This is a genomic window from Herbiconiux sp. J20-20 (assembly GCF_057365085.1).
In genome coordinates this window covers 1851290-1869001 of sequence record NZ_CP195122.1, presented here as the reverse complement: position 1 = coordinate 1869001, position 17712 = coordinate 1851290, and the positions used below count along the sequence as shown (strand labels likewise).

Below are 17712 nucleotides of genomic sequence, written 5' to 3'. Positions count from 1 at the left end.
CCGCGGCCCGCGTCGCAGACCCACGCGAACTCCGCCAGACTGGTGGCGAGTTCTCCGACACCGCCGTCCGAAACGAGGCCCGCCGCTCATGTCCACAGGTTTCCGCCACGAACTCGTCGGAGTCTTCGGCTCCCCGGTCGATGAGAACCCGTCGGGCCTCATGCTTGAGGCCGCGTTCGCCGCGACCGGCCTCCCCTGGCGATACCAGCTCCTGGCGGTCACGGCCGCGAACCTCGCCCCCGCGCTCGCGGGCGCGCAGGCGATGGGCTTCCGCGGGCTCAACCTCACCGTGCCGCACAAGGTCGCCGTGATCCCGCTGCTGGATGAGCTCACCCCCGAGGCGACGCACATCGGCGCCGTGAACACGCTGCGCTTCGAGGGCGGGCGCATCATCGGCGACAACACCGACGGGCGCGGCTTCGTGCGCTGCCTGCGCGACGACGAGTCGGTCGACCCGAGCGGGATGCGCGTCGTCGTGCTCGGCGCGGGCGGGGCGGCGCGCGCCGTCGCCGTCGAACTCGCCCTCGCCGGCGTCGAGCACGTCACGATCGTCAACCGCACTCCCGCGAACGCCGACTCCGTGGCCGAGGCGGTTCGGGCGACCGGGGTCGCAGGCGCCTCGGCGCTGCCCTGGGATGCGGAGGCGGCGATTCCGACGGGAACCGACCTCGTCGTGCAGGCCACCACCCAGGGCCTGTACCCGAGCACCGCGATGCCCGCGGTCGCCCTCGACTCGATCGGCGACGACATGATCGTCGCCGACGTCATCCCCAACCCCGCCGAAACCCGCTTCCTCGCCGAGGCCGCCGCCCGCGGGGCGACCACAATCAACGGCCACGGGATGCTCGTCTACCAGGGCGCGATCGCGTTCGAGGCGTGGACCGGACGCGAGGCCCCGATCGAGGCCATGCGTGAAGCGCTCACCCGCGAGTTCGGCTAGCAGCCGCCCTCGCAGGTGATCCCCATCGACACCTGGGTCTGCGCGTCGTCGGCACCCGGTGAGATGATCATGATTACGACCCTCCCCTCGGCGCCGTACACGGTCAGCTCGCCACCTTCGGCCGCGAGCTGGCCGGCCGCATCGTCGAGGTCGCCCCCGAGAGTCCCGCTGACGACGTCACCGAGCGATCCGCCCATCTGGGAGGCGAGAAGCCCTGTCATCAGGGTGGCGAGGCCGCCCAGCTCATCCCCGTCCGCGATTTCTTCCATGTTCTGCCGCGGGACGTCGTCCGGCGTGCCGGCAACCATCCACCCGGTGACGCAGACCTCCCCCTCACCGCTCACCATGCGCTGGGCGAAGATGACGTCTCCCTGCGGCGCCGCGACCCACTCGGGGGCGCAGCTGTCACCGCCCGCGCCGAGGTCGATCGCGAACTCCTCGCCGTTCTCGCTGCCTTCGATGGAGATTCCGCCGTCGTTGAACTCGATGTCGATGTCCCCGCCTTCCGAGTTGACGGCGTCTTCGATCGCGCTCTCGAGCAGGCCGCCGATGTCGGGGGCGCACCCGGTGAGGGCTCCGACTCCCAGGACCGCAGCGGCTGCGGCAGCCCAGACGCGCCGTGTGCGGCGCTTCAACCCGTGTGTTGTCATCATCGGCACTCCACTTCGAATTCGACCTCGATCTCGCGGGCGGTTCCCACGGCCGTGGTCGCGACCATCAACTGCGTTCCGCGCACCGTCGCGCCCTCGGCGACCAGCGTCACCTCCGGCGTCTCCTTGTTGACGACGTTGGCGAACGTGTCGCCGGCGATCCAGCCGCCGGCGGCGAAGACATGCACCCCACCCGGGTCGTCGGCGGCGAGGCCGGCAAGCGGCAGATCCAGGACCAGCTCGGGGTTGTCGCCCTCTCCCGAGAACGGCATGCCGTCGACCTCCGCAAGGTGCAGCTCCACCTCGAGCATCCCGTTCGACCGCTGCACGCAGCGGCCTCCGTCGGCGGTGCCGTCGCCGACGAAACGCATCGGCGCCCCGTCGAGCACCAGGTGGGCCTCGCTCGCACCCGTGTACTCGATCCGCTCGCCGACCTCCGCGCTCGCCGGCGATTCCTCGCTCGCCACATCGGCGCCGTCCTGCGTCGCGGTCGGCGCCTCGGCGTTCGACGCCGGCGCACACCCGGTCAAGATCGCCAGCACCCCGGCCGCGGCCAGCATGCCTCCGATTCGGCCTCGAAGGTGTCGTGTCGTCATGCGGCGGTGCTCCCCTATCCGTGCGGTTGCCTCCGAGCAAAGCCGAGAAGGTCGCCCCCGAGATATCAGCAATTGCCTTAGTCGGCGCCGTCGTGGTCGGGGAGGCTAAGCGAATTCACTATGGCCTCGCCGCGACGCGGGCGATTTGGATGGAGATCGCGGCGTCCGGAGCACAGGACCGCCGCGATGCGGAGATCCCTCCGTCCGCCGATCCGAGGAGCCCCGATGAGCGCCACCACGACCGCCCCGAGTCAACACACTGTGCGCGGCATCGCATGGTCGAGCTCCGCACTCCTGATCGCGGGCCTCCTGGCGGGATGCGCGGCACCGGCTGACAGCCCGCAGCCGAGCGACGAGACGGTCGCCGACGCGGAGCAGTCCGACACCGATTCCGCGCCTGCCGCTGCCGGTTCGGAGGGCGCCGCCACGCTGCAGCTCGACGGCGTGACCTACCAATTCGTCGATGTGCCCGACGACGGGTTCGGGAGCCTCTGCCGGGTCCTCGGCGCCTCTCTTCAGGCGGGGCTTCTTCCGGTGGACGACTCGGGCGCCCCGGTGTCCGGCGCGATCCTGACCGTCAACCTGCTCGACCCCGAACGCATGGACGACCCGGCACTGTACAACGAGCCCGCGGTGCGGTTCACGACAGCCGAGGGCGACGTGTGGGTCGCGGGCGGAGACGCCGAGTTGGAGGGGATCGATCCGAGCGGACTCCCCGTGGAGCTGACCGCCGACACGGAGAGCCGGACCGCGAGCGGGTCGCTCACCTTGGGTCTCGTCGACCCGTCATCGTTCGGTGCGATCCAGCGCTCAGCCGACGCCGAGCTCTCGATCGAGTGCTTCACGCCCTGACCCGTCCCTCCCCGCGCAGCGGCGCCTTCAGTAAGGTCGAACGCAACGGACCTTGCGTGTGATGGGCGCGCCCTCGCCGCGACATCCCCAAGGGCGCACCCGAGGGGACCGAGAAGATGCTCAAGCGGAGGACGTCATTCGTCGGCCGTGAGCCCGAAATGGCTGCCTTGAGCGATTCGCTCGACACCGCCGAGACCGGCGAAGGCGCGCTCGTCATCGTGACCGGCGAAGCAGGCATCGGGAAGTCGACCCTCGTCGCCGAGTTCGCGCGGCGTGCGGCGCACCGAGGCCATCGCGCGCTCATCGGGCATTGCCCGCCGATCGACGGCGTCGCGTTGGACGGTCTTGCTCACGCCTTCGAGCACCTGACGGACGCCGAGATCGATCGGATCGGCCGCGAAACGCTCGACCAACTCGGACCGCTGCGTCCGCGGAGGCTCCGGTGGGATCTCCCCGACGCCGCACCGACACCGGGTGCCGGTCGGGTCGAGATGATCCGCGCGGCCGAACAGGTGCTCCGCGCGTGTGCCGCGGAGTCGCCCGTCGTCCTGGTCGTCGAAGACATGCACTGGGCCGATGAGTCGACCGTCGACGTGGTGGACGCGCTCGCTCGCCGGCTTCGCGACGCCGCCGTCACGATCGTGGCGACCATCCGCATCCCCAGCCTCGTTGCCGGCGATGACGACAGCTCCCGCCTTCTCGAGCTCGCCCGAATCCCCGGCGCCCAGGTGTGTGAGCTTCCCGGGCTCTCGGCACGCGATCTCGCCGACGTCGTCCGCGGTCTGCTGCGCCACACGCCCTCGCGCGAGCTCATCGACGAGGTGAGCGCTCGCTCGCTCGGCAACCCGCTGTACGCGCGTGAGCTCGCCAAGTCGATCGATCGTGGCGACGGGGGAACCTCCCGTCAGCTCCGCGATCTGTTCGAAGCCACCCTCGATGCGCTCCCGGAACCGACGCGGGCGCTCGTCCGGCTGTGCGCCTTCGCCGGATCGCCGGTGAAACCCGAGCTGCTCGCCGACGTCTCCGCCTGCCCGGTCGAGGAGTTGACGGAACTCCTCGAGCCGGCGCGCGCCGTCGACGTCGTCGTGTGGGCGGCCGACACGCAGACCTTCGATGTGCGGCACCCGCTGCTCACCGACGTGATCGTCGAGACCGCCCCCGTCATCGAATCGCACAACGCACACGCCGCGATCGCGCAGGCGCTGGAACGCAACCCCTCGCTCGCGGGTCGGTCTCCGGCGGCCACGATCGCCCACCACTGGTCGCGGTCGGGGGACCTCGACAACGCCGTGCGCGCATCACTCGCGGCAGCGGCGGAGGCCTCGGCCGCGGGCGCCCACGCGGCGACGCTGAAGCACCTGGAGCGAGCGATCGCCCTCTGGCCGCGTGCTGCCGAGCCCGAGGCTCTTCTCGGGGTGAATCTCGGCACGCTGCTGTGCCGGGCGGCGTTCCCCGCAGAGCTGAGCGGGCGCAATCGGCACGCCGTCGCCCTGGTGCGACGGGCCGTGGATGTGGACGACGCCTCGGATGCCGAACTCGGCGATCGCCACCTCCTGCTGGCCGAACTGCTGAGACGCGGCTACCACTCGGCGTTCGACGCGGAGCAGGCGCTTGAGCGGGCCCGTCACCTGATCGGCGACGCGCCGCCGCCCCTGGAGGCGCGGATTCTTCTGGCCGAGTCCTGGCACTGGGACACCGATCCCGCCGGCGCGTGGGAACACGGTCGCCGCGCGATCACGATCGCGGAGGAGTTGGGCAGTCCGCCCCTGCTGAGCCAGGCCCTGGTGCAGGCCGGATGCGCACTCGCGATGCTCGGCGCGGTCGACGACGGCACCGAGTTGGCGCTGCGCGGACGGTCGGTCGCCGACGAAGCAGGCTTCCGCATCGGATCGCTCACCTCGCACCTGCCGATCTCCGCGATGCTGACCCACGTCGGCCGCCCGCACGACGCCGCCGAGGAGGCGCTTGCCGGGCTCGCCCGAACGCAGGACACCGGAGACGAGGTCGTCTTCCGCGACGCGCTTCCCGGATTCGCCCTCAGCGCGCTGTTCGCGGCGGGCCGGTGGGATGAGGCGCGCGACATGATCGTCGAGTCGAGCGGTGACGGACGATACTCGGCGATCCTTCCCCTGAGTCACGCCCAGCTGAGTGCGCTCTCGGGGCGCTGGGATGACGCGGCGGCCGCCCTCGACGCGGCGGCCGAACTCGGCGCCGCCCACGACCCCGCCCACGCGATCGCGGCGGCCTGGCTCGCTCTGCTGCGCGGCGATCTCGCGACCGCGGAGCGCACGGCCACGCAGGCCCTCACGCGGCGCGGTCGCCTCACCGCCGCCGCCACCAATGAGCTGGTCTACCTCGCCGTCGCCGGTCTGGCTGGCGCGACCAGACGCGGGTCCGCGGCGAGCGCCGCGAGGGCGCTCGATCTCCTGCGCTCCGATCACGCCGGCGTCGCCGCACTCACGCCGTGGGCGCTCAGCGCGCGCGCCGAGGCCGCCGCGCCCGACGCGCGCGCGGAGCTGTGGCGCGAGGCCTCAGAGTCGTGGCGGTCGTATGTCGGCGGGCACCACATGCGGATCATCTCCGCCTGCCGTCTTGCCGATGCGCTCGGCGCGACCAGCGAGGCCCACGCCCTGCTCGATGCCGCGCTCGCCCAGTCGCAGGCGCTCGACTCGCCGCCGCTGGAGCAACTGACCCGCGCGACCGCGCTGCGCACATCGGCGCCGCTCGCCGCCACGGGCGCCGCGACGGGCGCGCGTCTCACTCCGCGAGAGCGCGAGGTCCTCGCACTGCTCGGAACGGGCCGAAGCAACCGACTGATCGGTCAGCGGCTGGGGATGAGCGAGAAGACGGCCTCGGTGCACGTCTCGAACCTGCTTCGCAAGCTCGGCGTGACATCCCGCACCGAAGCTGCGGTGATCGCCGCCCGCGGAATCTGAATCGCTGGCGCCGAAGCGCCGCGCGCGCCTAGCTCTCGGCGAGCGCCTGGCGGCGCAGCAGCTCGTCCGGGCGGGTGTCGATGCGCGCGACCTCGACGGGGTCCATGTAGGTGGGGCCTGACGCGGCCAGCGAGCCCAGGATCACGGTCGCGACCTTGACGGCCATCTGCGTGATCTGCACCACCTCGGCGGCCGAGGATCCGAGGGCGAACATGCCGTGGTTCTGAAGGTAGATCGCACGCGGCACGGAGCGCTCGGCCAGCAGCTGCCGGGCGACCTGCGCGAGCTTCAGGCCCGGGTCGACGTACGGGATCAGCAGCGGGGCGGTGCCGAGCACCACGATCTGGTCGGGGAACAGGGAGCCGTCGACCAGGCTCGCGGCGTGCGGGGAGCACAGCAGCGAGTTGACCGCCGTCGGGTGCGTGTGGCCGACCGCGGTGACCCCGGGCAGGTCCAGGCACACCGCGTGCAACAGCGACTCGACGGAGGGCCGACGGCCTCCCGGGGCCGTCTCGGCGACGGAGGAGAAGTAAGCGCTCACCTCAGCGTCGCCCGCGGTCGGCGAGTCAATCAGCTCGAGCATCGTCGGCAGCGAGACCTCGACGAAGTCGTCGGCGACGGCTCGGCTCATCCAGGCTCCGCTCGCCTTCACCAGGAAGTTGTCGGGACCGCTCCGCAGCGAGGAGTTGCCTTCGGCCAGGATCGTCCAGTCGCGATCCGGTCGGCCCAGCTCGTGCGACAGGTCGACGAGCTCAGCGCGAAGAGTCTCGGGCGAGGAGTGTGCGGTCACGGCGGGGTCTCCTTGAGTGGTCAGGCGGGAAGCCGAGTGGGGGCGTAGTGCTGCACCTCGGCGAGCGAGCGCTCGGCGGCGGCGTAGGCGGCGGCGATATCGGTCACCGCGCCGGCGGCGACTAGCTGGACGGCGAGGTTTCCGAGCGCGGACGCCTCGGCCGGCCCGGCCGTCACCGGCAGGCCCGCCAGCTCGGCGGTTCGGCGGCACAGCGCCGCATTGCGCGAGCCGCCCCCGACGATCCGGATCGAGGTGATCGGCCGTCCGCTGAGCGCGGCGCACGCGGCCACCGAGTCGGCGTACGCGGCGGCGAGGCTCTCGACGATCGAGGCGACGACCGCCAGGCGGGTCTCGGGTGCGGGCGATCCGGCTTCGCGGCAGAGTTCGGCGATGACCGCGGCGGGGTCATCGGTCGACAGCAGTCGCGGATCGGCCACGTCGAAACGCGAGGCGGGAGCCTGTTCGGCCGCCGCCCGCGTCACGAGGTCGACGACATCGATCGGGGCGCCGTCGCGCTCCGACCAGACGCGGGCGCATCCGCTGAGGATCAGCATTCCCGGCAGGTTGCGCACCAGCAGGGTCGAGCCTCCGACGCCGAGCTCATTGGTGAACCCCGCTTCGCTCGCCTCGGGTGAGCGAAGCGGCTTCTCCAGCGTCACCCCGACCAGCGACCAGCTGCCGCTCGAGACCAGCAGCTCTCCAGAGCCGGGAACGGCGAAGGCGAGGGCCGAGGCCGTGTCGTGCTGGGCGACGTGGAACACGGGCACCGGCTCGGTCGAGCCGATCCGCTCGGTGATCTCGGCGGTGGTCGCCCCGGCGCGCGTGCCGGTGGCGGCGAGCTCCGGGAAGCGGAAGTCGTCGAGCCCCCAGGCGCCCCGCAGCTCCATCGACCAGGCGCGCGACTCGGGATCGAGCAGCTGCGTCGTCGATGCGATCGTGTACTCCGCTTCCTGCACCCCGGTCAGCAGATACACCCACAGATCCGAGGTGAGCAGCACCGTCGGACCGGGCTGGGCGAGCCCGTTCCGAGCATCCGTGCGCAGCTGATAGGCCGTGTTGATGTGCTGGGTGAGCACCCCGGTGATCTCGTAGGCGCGCGACGGGGCAACGTGCTCGGCTGCGCGCTCGGGCTCCGCCGGATCGGCGCCCAGGTAGTTCTTCACCCGTCCGGTGAATCCGTGCTCCGGGTCGATGAGCCCGTAGTCGACGCCCCAGCTGTCGATGCCGATGCCCTGCAAGCGCTCGCCCCGCTCGGCGAGCAGCTCGACCGCGCGCCGCAGCCCGACGATCGTCTCGTCGAAGAGCGTCTCGACGTCCCACTCGAGGCTGCCGTCGCGGTCGATCGGTCCGTTGCGGAAGCGGTGCACCTCGGTCATGTCGAGCGCGCCGTCGCGGTAGGCGCCGAGCACCACGCGGCCGCTGCTCGCCCCGAGGTCGACCGCGGCGAAGGCGCGCGGCCCCTCGGAGGCAGGCAGGAAGGAGCTCGTCATGATCGGTCGTGGCTTTCGCTCGGTGCGTGGGGTGTCCGCGTCAGCCGACGCGACTCAGTAGGCGAGTCCGCGCGGCTCCGGGCCGAGCGGAGCCGTCGACGGGTCGTCGACCTGGAAGCCGTTGGCCTTGTAGCGCTCGTAGTCGAAGCTCTCGCACTCCTCGTAGCCGACGCGGTGGTAGGTGTCGAAGTCCTCCCAGTTCTCGTAGCCCTCGCCGAAGGAGTGCTCGAGGAACGCATCCGCCATCGCCATGCCGAGGCGCGGGGCCGTGTAGAACGCGCCCATCGCCAGCACGTTGCAGTTGTTGGCGGTGCTCGCCCGCTCGGCCGCCTGCACGCTCTCCGCCACCGCGGCGTGCACGTGGGGCACCTTGCTGGCGGCGACGTGGATGCCCATGCCGCTGCCGCAGAAGGCCAGCGCCTTCTCGAAGTTGCCTTCAGCGATCTCGGCGCCGATGCGGAAGCCGACGCGGTGGTACATCGGCACGTCGTCGATCGACGGGGTGAGGTCGGTGACGGTCCAGCCTCGCTCTTCGAGATGACTCTTGACGGCTTCCTTCAGCGGGAAGCCCGCGAAGTCGGCACCGACGACGACCTGCTTGTCCTGGACGGTCTTCATGATCCCTCTCCCTTTCTCGTGAAGAACCGGGCGAAATTGCCTGGCTTGTACCACTGGTTCAACGCGATCACGAGCAGCAGGACACCGCCGTAGATCAGCGGGCGGTAGAAGTTGCTGATGTCGGGGAAGGTGTTGAGCAGCGACGACAGCACCTGCAGCACGACCACGGCGAGCACCGTTCCGGCGAGGCGCCCGGATCCGCCGTTCGGGTTCACGCCGCCGAGCACGACGATGAGCACCGCGAGCAGCGTGTAGGTCGAGCCGTAGTCGGCCTTCGCCGAGTTGTAGTTCGCGAGCATCACGAGCCCGGCCACCGCGGAGAAGATGCCCGAGAGCATGTAGGTGCGCACGGTCAGGCTGACGGTGTTGAGCCCGCTGAACTCGGCGGCCGTGGGGTTGGTGCCCAGCATGTACAGCTTCGTGCCGAAGGCGGTGCGGCTCATCAGAAACCAGATCACGACCACGACGAGGGCGAACATCACCAGCTGCATCGGCACGACGCCGCCGAGCTTCGCCGCGAACACCTCGCTGTACTGACTCGGCAGGCCGCTGATCGGCTTGCCCTGCGTGATGATCACCGCGATGCCGGTGAAGAGCTCGAACGTTCCCAGGGTCACCAGGATCGCCGGGATCTTGATCTTGGCGACCAGGAACCCGTTGAACATGCCGGCCAAGGCCCCCGCGACCAGCGAGAACGCCACCGCCGCGAGAATCGCCGGGAAGGCCTGGCTCGGGTCGGACCCGGCCGGGGCGATCGACAGCATGATCACCGCGGCGCCGATGCCCGTCATGTTGGCGATCGCGACGACCGAGAGGTCGATGCCGCCGATGATCATGGTGAGCATAACGCCGAGCGCCATCAGCCCGAACTCGGGGAACTGGACCGCCATCGACTGCCAGGTGGAGAGCCGGACGAAGCTGGGCGTGCGCACAGCGGCGAAGAAGATGAGCAGCAGGGCGAGGATCACCGCGAGGCGCGTGACCTGCGGATCCTTGGCGAGCGCGCGCATCCGGACCGATGCGGTGCTGAATACGGACATGTCGTGATTCCTTAGACCGTGACGATCGAACGCTTGCGCGAACGGCTGAGTTGGATGGCCGAGATTCCCGTGCCGACGATGATGAGGACACCGAGCGAGAAGCGCTGCCAGAAGGTGGGGATGCCGACCAGAATCATGCTGTTCTGCACGATCACGATCAGCAGCGTGCCGAGCACGACACCGGTCAGGGAGCCGGTTCCGCCGGTGATGGCGGTGCCTCCGAGCACGACGGCGGCGATCACCAGCAGCTCGATGCCGAGCAGGTTCGTCGGGTGCATCTGGCCCATCATGCTGGTGCGGACCAGGGCGGCGAGGGCCGCGATGACGCCGACCAGCACGTACAGCCAGAACTTGACGCGCTTGACCTTGAACCCGGCGCGCTCGGCGGCGCTCTCGTCGCCTCCGATCGCGTAGATCGCACGGCCGAAGGTCGTGAACTTCATGAGGAAGAACACCACAGCGAGCACGCCGGCGAACAGCAGGAACGACACCGGCATCGTCGAGGTGAGACCGGAATCCGGGTTGGTCGCGATGAACAGGGCGCCCGTGCCGAACTCCTTCATCGCGATCGGGATGTTCGGGATCTGCACCGAGTTCAGCGCCCCCTGCATCACCCCCGAGAAGACGCTCGCGGTTCCGAGCGTGATGATCAGCGCGGGGATGGCGATCCGTGAGGTCAGCAGACCGTTGAAGGCTCCCAGCACGCCGCCGAACAGGATGGCGAGCAGGAACGGCAGCCACAGCGCCCCCTCGTAGCCCGCGTCCACCAGGATGCGGGTCGTCGCGTACACCGCGAGCGAGGACAGCGCCGGGAACGAGACGTCGATGCCGCCGGACACCAGCACCATGAAGGCCCCGATTCCGAACAGCCCGGGCACGACCATCGCGTTGGCGATGTCGACCAGGTTGTTGGCGGTGAAGAACTGACCGCTTCGCGCCTGAATCACCACACTCAACGCCACGATCACGAGAAAGACGTAGAACTCGTTCGATCTCGTCAGCTTGTGGACGATCGCTTTCATCGCTGTACTCCTGCTTCTTCGGACTCGTCGTGAGCCATCAGCGCGGCCAATTCGGATTCGGATGTCTCTTCCGGGTCGAGGTCGGCGACGATGCGTCCGTCGTTCATGACGAGCACTCGGCTGCAGTTCTCGATGACCTCGGAAAGGTCGTCCGAGATGACGATCACGGCCATGCCCTTGCGGGCGAGGTCCTGCAGAATCGCGTGGATGTCGCTCTTGGATCCGATGTCGACGCCGACCGTCGGACCGTTCAGGATCAGCACCTCGGGCTGGGTGGCGAGCCACTTCGCCAGCACGACGCGCTGCTGGTTTCCGCCCGAGAGGGTGTTCACCGCGTTCTCGGGGTCGGGGGTGGCGATCTTCAGCTCGTCGACCCAGCGCTGGGCCTCGGTGCGGGTCTTCTGCCGGTCGAGAAGGCCGAGCGGGGTCACCATGTTGTCGATCTCGGAGATGATCGCGTTCGCCCCGATCGACCGCTCGAGGAAGAGGCCTTCGGTGAGCCGGTCCTCCGGCACGTAGCCGATGCCGTGCGAGATCGCTGAGCGGATGCCCTTGAGCACGACCGGCTTCTCCTTGAGCAGGATCTGGCCGCGGTCGACCTTGAGCGCGCCGAACAGCGACAGGGCGAGCTCGGTGCGACCGGAGCCCAGTCGCCCGGTGATGCCGAGGATCTCACCGCGGTGCAGCGAGAAATTCACGTCGGCGAAGGCACCGTCAGCGCCCAGATCACGCGCCTCCAGGATGGGGGGGCCCGGGTCGGCGGGAGCGGCGAAGTGGGCGGGCTCGAACTCGCGACCCGTCATGTAATAGGAGAAGGAGGCGCGATCCAGCTCGTCGGGCCGCTTCGTGGCGACGCTGCGGCCGTTGCGGATGATCGTGAACTTCTCGCTGATCTCGAAGACCTCTTCGAGCTTGTGGCTCACGAACAGGGTCGAGATGCCGCGTTCCTTCAGATCGAGGATGATGCGGAACAGCGCGTCGACCTCGCGGGTGGTGAGAGCCGTCGTCGGCTCGTCCATGATGATGAGCTTCGCGTCGCTCATGAGCGCTCGTGAGATCGCGACGAGCTGCTTCTCGGCGATGGAGAGCCGGCCGACCTTCTCATCGAGGTCGATGTTGAAATCGATCTTGGCGACCGCCTCTTCGGCGATGCGGCGCATCCGGCGCCAGTTGATGAGCTTGCGGTGGGCCGCGAGTTCGCTGGTGAGGGCGAGGTTCTCGAGAACCGACAGATTGGGGAAGACCGAGAAGTCCTGGTAGATGACCTGCACACCGGCGTTGATCGCCGCCATGGGGGTGAGGCGCTTGTGCGGAGTCCCGTCAATCTCGATGGTTCCGCCGTCGGGGGCGTGAACGCCGGAGATCACCTTGATGAGGGTGGACTTTCCGCTGCCGTTCTCACCGGCGAGGCAGTGGATCTCTCCACGACCGATGGTGAGGCTGACGTCGTCGAGGGCGTGAACGCCGGCGAACGACTTGCTCACGTTGCGTACCGCGAGGAGCTCAGTCATCAACGGAACCTTTCTGAGGGGTGAAGACATGGTTCGACCGGGGTGGGGCGGCGGGTGCGTCGCCCCACCCCGGTCGTCACATCAGGAACGAGTGATCAGAAGCCGAAGCTGTCGACGTTGTCCTTGTTGATGACGACCCAGCCGGCGCCCTCGAGCACCTTGGGGTTGACCGACGAGAACTGCATCGACTCGTAGCCGGCGACACCGAGGTCGAGTCCGTCGACGATCTCTTCGCCGTCGAGGATCTTCGCGGCGAGCGAGGCCAGCGCGTAGCCCGCGTCGGCCGGGTCCCACAGCGTGAGCGACTGGACGAGGCCCTTCTCGAGGATCTCCTTGTTCGCGGCCGGCAGGCCGGTTCCGCTGACGAAGACCTTGCCGGTCAGACCGAGCTCCTCGATCGCACGCGCGACACCGGGGGCGTCGAACGACGAGGTGCCGACGATTCCCTTGAGGTCGGGGTACTTCTTGAACAGCTCCTTGGCGGTCTGGTACGCGACCTCGCCGTCATCCTGCGACTCGACGCGGGGCTCCGCCTCGAGCAGCGTCATGTTCGGGTATGCCTCGGCCTGGTGCGCCACGGCGCCGTCAGCCCACTCGTTGTGCGACGCGTTGGTCACGTGACCGACCATCGTCGTGTACAGGCCCTCTTCGCCCATGGCCTCGGCGAGGTTGTCCATGATGAATGCGCCGTAGTCGGTGTTGTTGAACGCCTCGATGTCGTACATCGTGTTCTCCTGCGTCGCACCCTCGTGCGTCACGACCACGATGCCGGCGTCGAGCGCCTCCTTGAGCACGGGCTCCAGGGCGCCCGGGTCGACCGGGATGACGCCGATCGCGTCGACACCCTGCGCGATCAGGTCACGGATGACCTGCGCCTGCATGGTCGCGTCGGTCTCCGACGGTCCCTTCTGGTAGACGTCGAGGCCCGAGTCGGCAGCGAACGCCTTGACGCCCTCTTCCATGCGGACGAACCAGGGGTTCGTGGAGTCCTTGGGCACGATCACGATCGTGTGCTCGCCCTCGGCGGACGTGCTGTCATCCGTCACGCAAGCCGACAGGCTGAGACCAACCGCGAGGCTGAGCCCGACCGCAATGGCCTTAAAGCGTCGTTGCTTCATTCGTTTCTCCTTGTTTATTGGGGATGTGACATTTCGGCGTGGTCGCTGAACACCCGACTAGGTGCGTCGTCGAACGTCGACCACCCGCCGCGCGGCATGACCGAATGCGCGCGTGAAGCGCCGCGCCCCCGGGAGTCCGATCGGCGGTTCCTCGCCACGAGACACGCAAGGTGGGAGTCTCGCAACGGACGACCAGTCGTCACGTTCGCGTGACGAGGCGAGCAGCTGTGCTCGATCATCCCGGCCCCCTGACGTCGTTGGCGTGTCCGTTTTGTGGTCCATAATTGAACCGGTCCAAAAGTTAGCACCCGTCCAGTCGAAACACAACACGACTCCTCCGCCGGTTGCTGAGCGGACCTTATGATGTTCCCGAACAACGAGGTGATGGGCATTGGGTCGCAACAAGATCGACGCTGACGACGCCGTGGCGCGCCGTGCGAGCGGCGATTCGGCCCGCGGCGCCTCGGTGCGCCCGGAACTCCAGTCCGTCGCCTCCGCCTCGGTGGCGTCGGCGGTCATCGCCGCCGAGGACGCACGTCGCGCCCGGGCCACTCCCCAGATCCGCGATGTCGCCGCGCTCGCCGGGGTCTCCGTCGGCACCGTCTCGAACGTGATCAACCATCCGGAGCGCGTGACCACGCGCACTCGGACCCTCGTTGAGAACGCGATCGCCGAGCTGCGCTTCATTCCGAACCAGCAGGCCCGCGTGATCGCCGGACTCTCGAGCGACGTCATCGGGCTCGTCGTGCTCGACACCGCAAGCCCGTTCTACATGGGCGCCTCACGCGCGGTCGAGCATGCGGTCCGAGAGGCGGGCCACGTGGTCATGCTCTGCAACTCGGAGAGCGACGTGGAGCGCGAGCAGGAGCTGCTGACGATGCTCGCGGCGCAGCGGGTGCGCGGCGTGCTGCTGACGCCCGCCGACCAGGCCGATGAGAACGGCATCATCAACATCGAGGCGCCCAACGGCCTCCCGGTGGTCTACCTCGACTACGAGGGCGGCCCCGACGAGTGCTCGGTGTCGGTCGACAACGTGCTCGGCGCCCGCCTCGCGGTGGAGCACCTGCTCCGACAAGGACACGACCGGATCGCCTTCGTCGGTGGGCCCCCCGGACTTCGCCAATTCACGCAGCGCTCCAAGGGCGTCGTCGACGCGATCGTCGGGGCCGGCCTGGATCCCGAAACAGCACTCGTCGAGGTGAGCGCCTCGGGTCTCGGCGTCCCCGAAGGAGAACGAGCCGTCGAGCTTCTCCTCGCGGGCGACCTGCCGGGCGCCATCTTCTGCGGAAACGACATGCTCGCCTTCGGCGTCTACCGCGGCCTGTCGCGCTCGGGCATCCGTGTTCCCGAGGACGTCGTCCTGATCGGCTATGACGACATCGACTTCGCCCAGGACTGGGTGGTGCCGATCAGCACCGTCCGCCAGCCGATCGGCGAGCTCGGCTCGCTCGCGGCGCAACTGCTGCTCGAGCACGCGGTCGGCGGCGAGGCGCACGTGCACCGGCAGATCGTGCTCACGCCGGAGCTCGTGCTGCGCGCATCCAGCGACCGGCGCGCGCGCGAGACGAGCAGCTGACCCGCGCAGAAACGAAAGAACCCCGGTCTCCGCTGACGCGGCGACCGGGGTTTCACTGTCTCAACCAGTGTGCGCCCGGAGGGATTCGAACCCCCAACCTTCTGATCCGTAGTCAGATGCTCTATCCGTTGAGCTACGGGCGCATGTTGACGCGGTGGTCAACCGGACGATCATAACAGCGCAATCGGCGCCCGAGAAATCGAGCCGTCGTCGACCGCCAGCCGTAGGCTCGGTGCGTGGCTGGCATCCGTGATCTGAACGAGCTTCTGCGGTCGATGTCGCCCGTGCGGCGACCCGGAGAGTTCGTCTTCGTCGCCGCGACCGACGATCTCGAGCGCGATCAGATCGAGGCTCTCGTCCGTGAGCCGGAGGGAGTGTGCGCCGTCGTGTCGCGCGAGGTCGCCGACGCGGCCGGCCTCGACTACGACTTCGTTGCGGCGTGGATCACGCTCGAGGTGAACTCCGCGCTCGACGCCGTCGGACTGACGGCGGCGTTCTCCGCCGCCCTCGCCGAGGTCGGCGTGAGCTGCAACGTCATCGCCGGGCTGCATCACGACCATGTGCTCGTGGGCATCGATGACGCCGCGACCGCGCTCAGCGCGCTGCGCGAGCTGGCCCGACGCGACTCCTGACACAACAAAGCGCGGCAGCCGGGGAGCTGCCGCGCTTCGTCGAATCGGGGTGTGAGGTGCGTCGCAGTGATGCGGGTTAGGGCCCGAAGGCCCGGTCACCACGACGTGGGAAAGCTCACAAGGGGCGCCGTGTCTGAGAGTTCAGAGGGGTCAGGCGCGGCGTGCACCGGGGCCGGGGCGGACAGCGGCGGCGATGAAGCACGCAGCGGCGAGCAACGCGGTGACGGCGAGTGCGGCGGCGGGAGCGAGTTCAAGCATGATGTGTCCTAATCGGTTCGGGGTGATGAAGGTCCGGGGTTTGGGGGACCTGTTTTGTCCCCCGCACATAGACTAAGCAGTCGTCCTCCACAATGCCGACACCCGTTCGGGGGGTATTGCCTCCCCACTCCGGGGGGCAAATGTGCCCCGAATGGCCCCTGAGGGCCGTTTTCGGGCCCAGAATCGCTCCTTTTGTACCCCGATTAGTCGGCATCTCGATGAACATCGGGAGCCGAATCGCCCCCGCAGTGCCCCCACTCCGACCGTGACACCTTGTACCCCGATACAGGGCCGGGGCGTTTCGGGGTACAAGAATCCGTGCATTCGCGCTGCCTTGAGGCGACTCCGGCCTCGCCGCCCGCGGCCGCTAGAGTCGGACATCGTGCGCGTCATTGTTGCCCCCGACTCCCTCAAGGGAACCGTCTCGGCACGGGATGCCGCCCGCGCGATCGCCGAGGGCTGGCGCGAGGTGCGGCCCGGCGACACCGTGCTGCTGAAGCCGATGGCCGACGGCGGCGAGGGCACCCTGGACGCGGTGGAGACCTCGCACCCGGAAGCGGTCCGGCACGAGGCCGTCGTGCGCGGCCCGCAGTCGCGCGAGGTGCGCGCCGAGTGGCTCATGCTCGGCGACGGAACCGCCGTCGTCGAGATGGCGCAGAGCAGCGGCCTGCCGCTGGTCGACGAGCTCGACCCGATGGGCGCGCACACCGTCGGGGCCGGCGAGCTGATCGCTGCCGCTCTCGATGCGGGCGCGAGTCGCATCGTCGTCGGACTCGGCGGCTCGGCCAGCACCGACGGTGGAACCGGAGCGCTGACGGCACTCGGCGCCCGGTTCCTCAACGCGGCCGGCGAACCGATCGAACTCGGCGGCGGCGGACTCGGAGCCCTCGACCGCATCGAACTCGACGACCTGCGCCCCGCCCCGGCTGGCGGCATCGTCTGCCTGAGCGACGTGACCGCACCCCTGCTCGGCGCCCACGGGGCCGCGGCCGTCTTCGGGCCGCAGAAGGGCGCCACCGCGGCGCAGGTACGCGAGCTCGACCGCGGGCTGGGGCGGCTCGCGGCGCTGCTCGGCGACAGCGGCAACGAGCCCGGGGACGGAGCCGCCGGAGGCACGAGCTTCGGACTTCGAGCCGTGTGGGGGGCGCAGCTGCGGCCCGGCGCCGACCAACTCGCCGCCCTCACCGGCCTGACGGATGACCTGTCGGCGGGCGACATCCTGATCACCGGCGAGGGTCGTTTCGACCGCACCTCGCTTCAGGGCAAGGTCGTCGGACACCTGCTTGAGCTGGCACAGTCCCGCGGCGCCACCGTGTGCATCGTCGCCGGGCAGGCGGAGGACCCGCGGTCGAACCCCGACCCGCGAGGCCTCGTGACGCTCACCGAGCTCGCCGGCGGAAGCGCGAACGCGATCGCCGAGCCGGCGCGCTGGTTGCGCGCCGCCGGAGCGGAGCTTGCCGCGCGCGAACCGTGGCGGCCGGGTCGATCCGAGTCGCTCTAGCGACCGAAGAGCCGCCCGAAGAATCCGCTCGGGGCCTCGTTCTGGTGCCCTTCGCAGCGCTGCGACTTCGGCACACCGCGCATGACCTGATTGACATGCTGCCCGCAGCCCGACCAGGTGGTCTTTCCGCACTTGCGACAGGTGACGGCTTGGCACATCGGTGTTCTCCTTCTCTTCCCGAC

General features: G+C 69.3%; 15 protein-coding genes and 1 tRNA gene. 6 read left to right on the top strand and 10 right to left on the bottom strand.

Going from position 1 to position 17712, the window contains the following annotated elements; genetic code table 11:
• Positions 1 to 88 precede the first annotated feature (88 nt).
• A complete protein-coding gene (gene aroE / locus ACR3ZA_RS09020; protein WP_473661638.1) occupies positions 89 to 940 on the top strand; it encodes a shikimate dehydrogenase in 852 nt (283 codons plus the stop codon).
• On the opposite strand, the gene ACR3ZA_RS09015 is transcribed toward aroE, so the two are convergent.
• Both ACR3ZA_RS09015 and ACR3ZA_RS09010 read right to left on the bottom strand, forming a co-directional pair.
• Positions 937 to 1593 carry a hypothetical protein gene (locus ACR3ZA_RS09015; RefSeq protein WP_473661637.1) on the bottom strand — a complete coding sequence of 219 codons (657 nt, stop codon included), beginning with the start codon at positions 1591 to 1593 and terminating at the stop codon, positions 937 to 939. The genes aroE and ACR3ZA_RS09015 overlap by 4 nt on opposite strands.
• Positions 1590 to 2186, bottom strand: a complete 597-nt coding sequence (locus tag ACR3ZA_RS09010) for a hypothetical protein (RefSeq protein WP_473661636.1) — start codon at positions 2184 to 2186, stop codon at positions 1590 to 1592. The genes ACR3ZA_RS09015 and ACR3ZA_RS09010 overlap by 4 nt, the downstream gene beginning before the upstream one ends.
• A gap of 225 nt (positions 2187 to 2411) precedes the next feature.
• Between ACR3ZA_RS09010 and ACR3ZA_RS09005 the strand changes: the two genes are divergently transcribed.
• Positions 2412 to 3038, top strand: coding sequence for a hypothetical protein (locus ACR3ZA_RS09005; protein ID WP_473661635.1), 627 nt, complete (start codon positions 2412 to 2414; stop codon positions 3036 to 3038).
• A gap of 167 nt (positions 3039 to 3205) precedes the next feature.
• On the top strand, positions 3206 to 5974 hold the full coding sequence (locus ACR3ZA_RS09000; RefSeq protein ID WP_486179529.1) for a helix-turn-helix transcriptional regulator: 2769 nt from the start codon (positions 3206 to 3208) through the stop codon (positions 5972 to 5974).
• Between the two features lie 28 nt (positions 5975 to 6002).
• Here the strand turns inward: ACR3ZA_RS09000 and ACR3ZA_RS08995 are convergent, their stop codons facing one another.
• The 7 genes from ACR3ZA_RS08995 to ACR3ZA_RS08965 form a co-directional block, all read right to left on the bottom strand.
• A complete protein-coding gene (locus ACR3ZA_RS08995) occupies positions 6003 to 6764 on the bottom strand; it encodes a class II aldolase/adducin family protein (RefSeq protein WP_473661633.1) in 762 nt (253 codons plus the stop codon).
• Between the two features lie 20 nt (positions 6765 to 6784).
• Positions 6785 to 8254 carry an FGGY-family carbohydrate kinase gene (locus tag ACR3ZA_RS08990; RefSeq protein WP_473661632.1) on the bottom strand — a complete coding sequence of 490 codons (1470 nt, stop codon included), beginning with the start codon at positions 8252 to 8254 and terminating at the stop codon, positions 6785 to 6787.
• A gap of 54 nt (positions 8255 to 8308) precedes the next feature.
• A complete protein-coding gene (locus tag ACR3ZA_RS08985; RefSeq protein ID WP_473661631.1) occupies positions 8309 to 8872 on the bottom strand; it encodes an RpiB/LacA/LacB family sugar-phosphate isomerase in 564 nt (187 codons plus the stop codon).
• Positions 8869 to 9912, bottom strand: a complete 1044-nt coding sequence (locus ACR3ZA_RS08980; RefSeq protein ID WP_473661630.1) for an ABC transporter permease subunit — start codon at positions 9910 to 9912, stop codon at positions 8869 to 8871. The genes ACR3ZA_RS08985 and ACR3ZA_RS08980 overlap by 4 nt, the downstream gene beginning before the upstream one ends.
• 11 nt (positions 9913 to 9923) lie before the next feature.
• Positions 9924 to 10934, bottom strand: coding sequence for an ABC transporter permease subunit (locus ACR3ZA_RS08975; RefSeq protein WP_473661629.1), 1011 nt, complete (start codon positions 10932 to 10934; stop codon positions 9924 to 9926).
• A complete protein-coding gene (locus tag ACR3ZA_RS08970) occupies positions 10931 to 12445 on the bottom strand; it encodes an ATP-binding cassette domain-containing protein (protein ID WP_473661628.1) in 1515 nt (504 codons plus the stop codon). Before ACR3ZA_RS08970 ends, ACR3ZA_RS08975 begins: the two co-directional genes overlap by 4 nt.
• Positions 12446 to 12540: 95 nt before the next feature.
• Positions 12541 to 13491 carry a substrate-binding domain-containing protein gene (locus ACR3ZA_RS08965; protein ID WP_473661627.1) on the bottom strand — a complete coding sequence of 317 codons (951 nt, stop codon included), beginning with the start codon at positions 13489 to 13491 and terminating at the stop codon, positions 12541 to 12543.
• A 463-nt stretch (positions 13492 to 13954) separates the two neighbouring features.
• On the opposite strand from ACR3ZA_RS08965, the gene ACR3ZA_RS08960 reads away from it, so the two are divergent.
• Complete coding sequence (locus tag ACR3ZA_RS08960) at positions 13955 to 15139, top strand: substrate-binding domain-containing protein (RefSeq protein ID WP_473661626.1); 1185 nt, start codon at positions 13955 to 13957, stop codon at positions 15137 to 15139.
• 70 nt (positions 15140 to 15209) lie between these two features.
• Here the strand turns inward: ACR3ZA_RS08960 and ACR3ZA_RS08955 are convergent.
• A tRNA-Arg gene (locus ACR3ZA_RS08955) sits at positions 15210 to 15282 on the bottom strand.
• 93 nt (positions 15283 to 15375) lie between these two features.
• Here ACR3ZA_RS08955 and ACR3ZA_RS08950 point away from each other — a divergent pair.
• Both ACR3ZA_RS08950 and ACR3ZA_RS08945 read left to right on the top strand, forming a co-directional pair.
• Positions 15376 to 15771 carry an ACT domain-containing protein gene (locus ACR3ZA_RS08950; RefSeq protein WP_473661625.1) on the top strand — a complete coding sequence of 132 codons (396 nt, stop codon included), beginning with the start codon at positions 15376 to 15378 and terminating at the stop codon, positions 15769 to 15771.
• Between the two features lie 640 nt (positions 15772 to 16411).
• Positions 16412 to 17530, top strand: coding sequence for a glycerate kinase (locus ACR3ZA_RS08945; RefSeq protein WP_473661624.1), 1119 nt, complete (start codon positions 16412 to 16414; stop codon positions 17528 to 17530).
• Positions 17531 to 17712 lie beyond the last annotated feature (182 nt).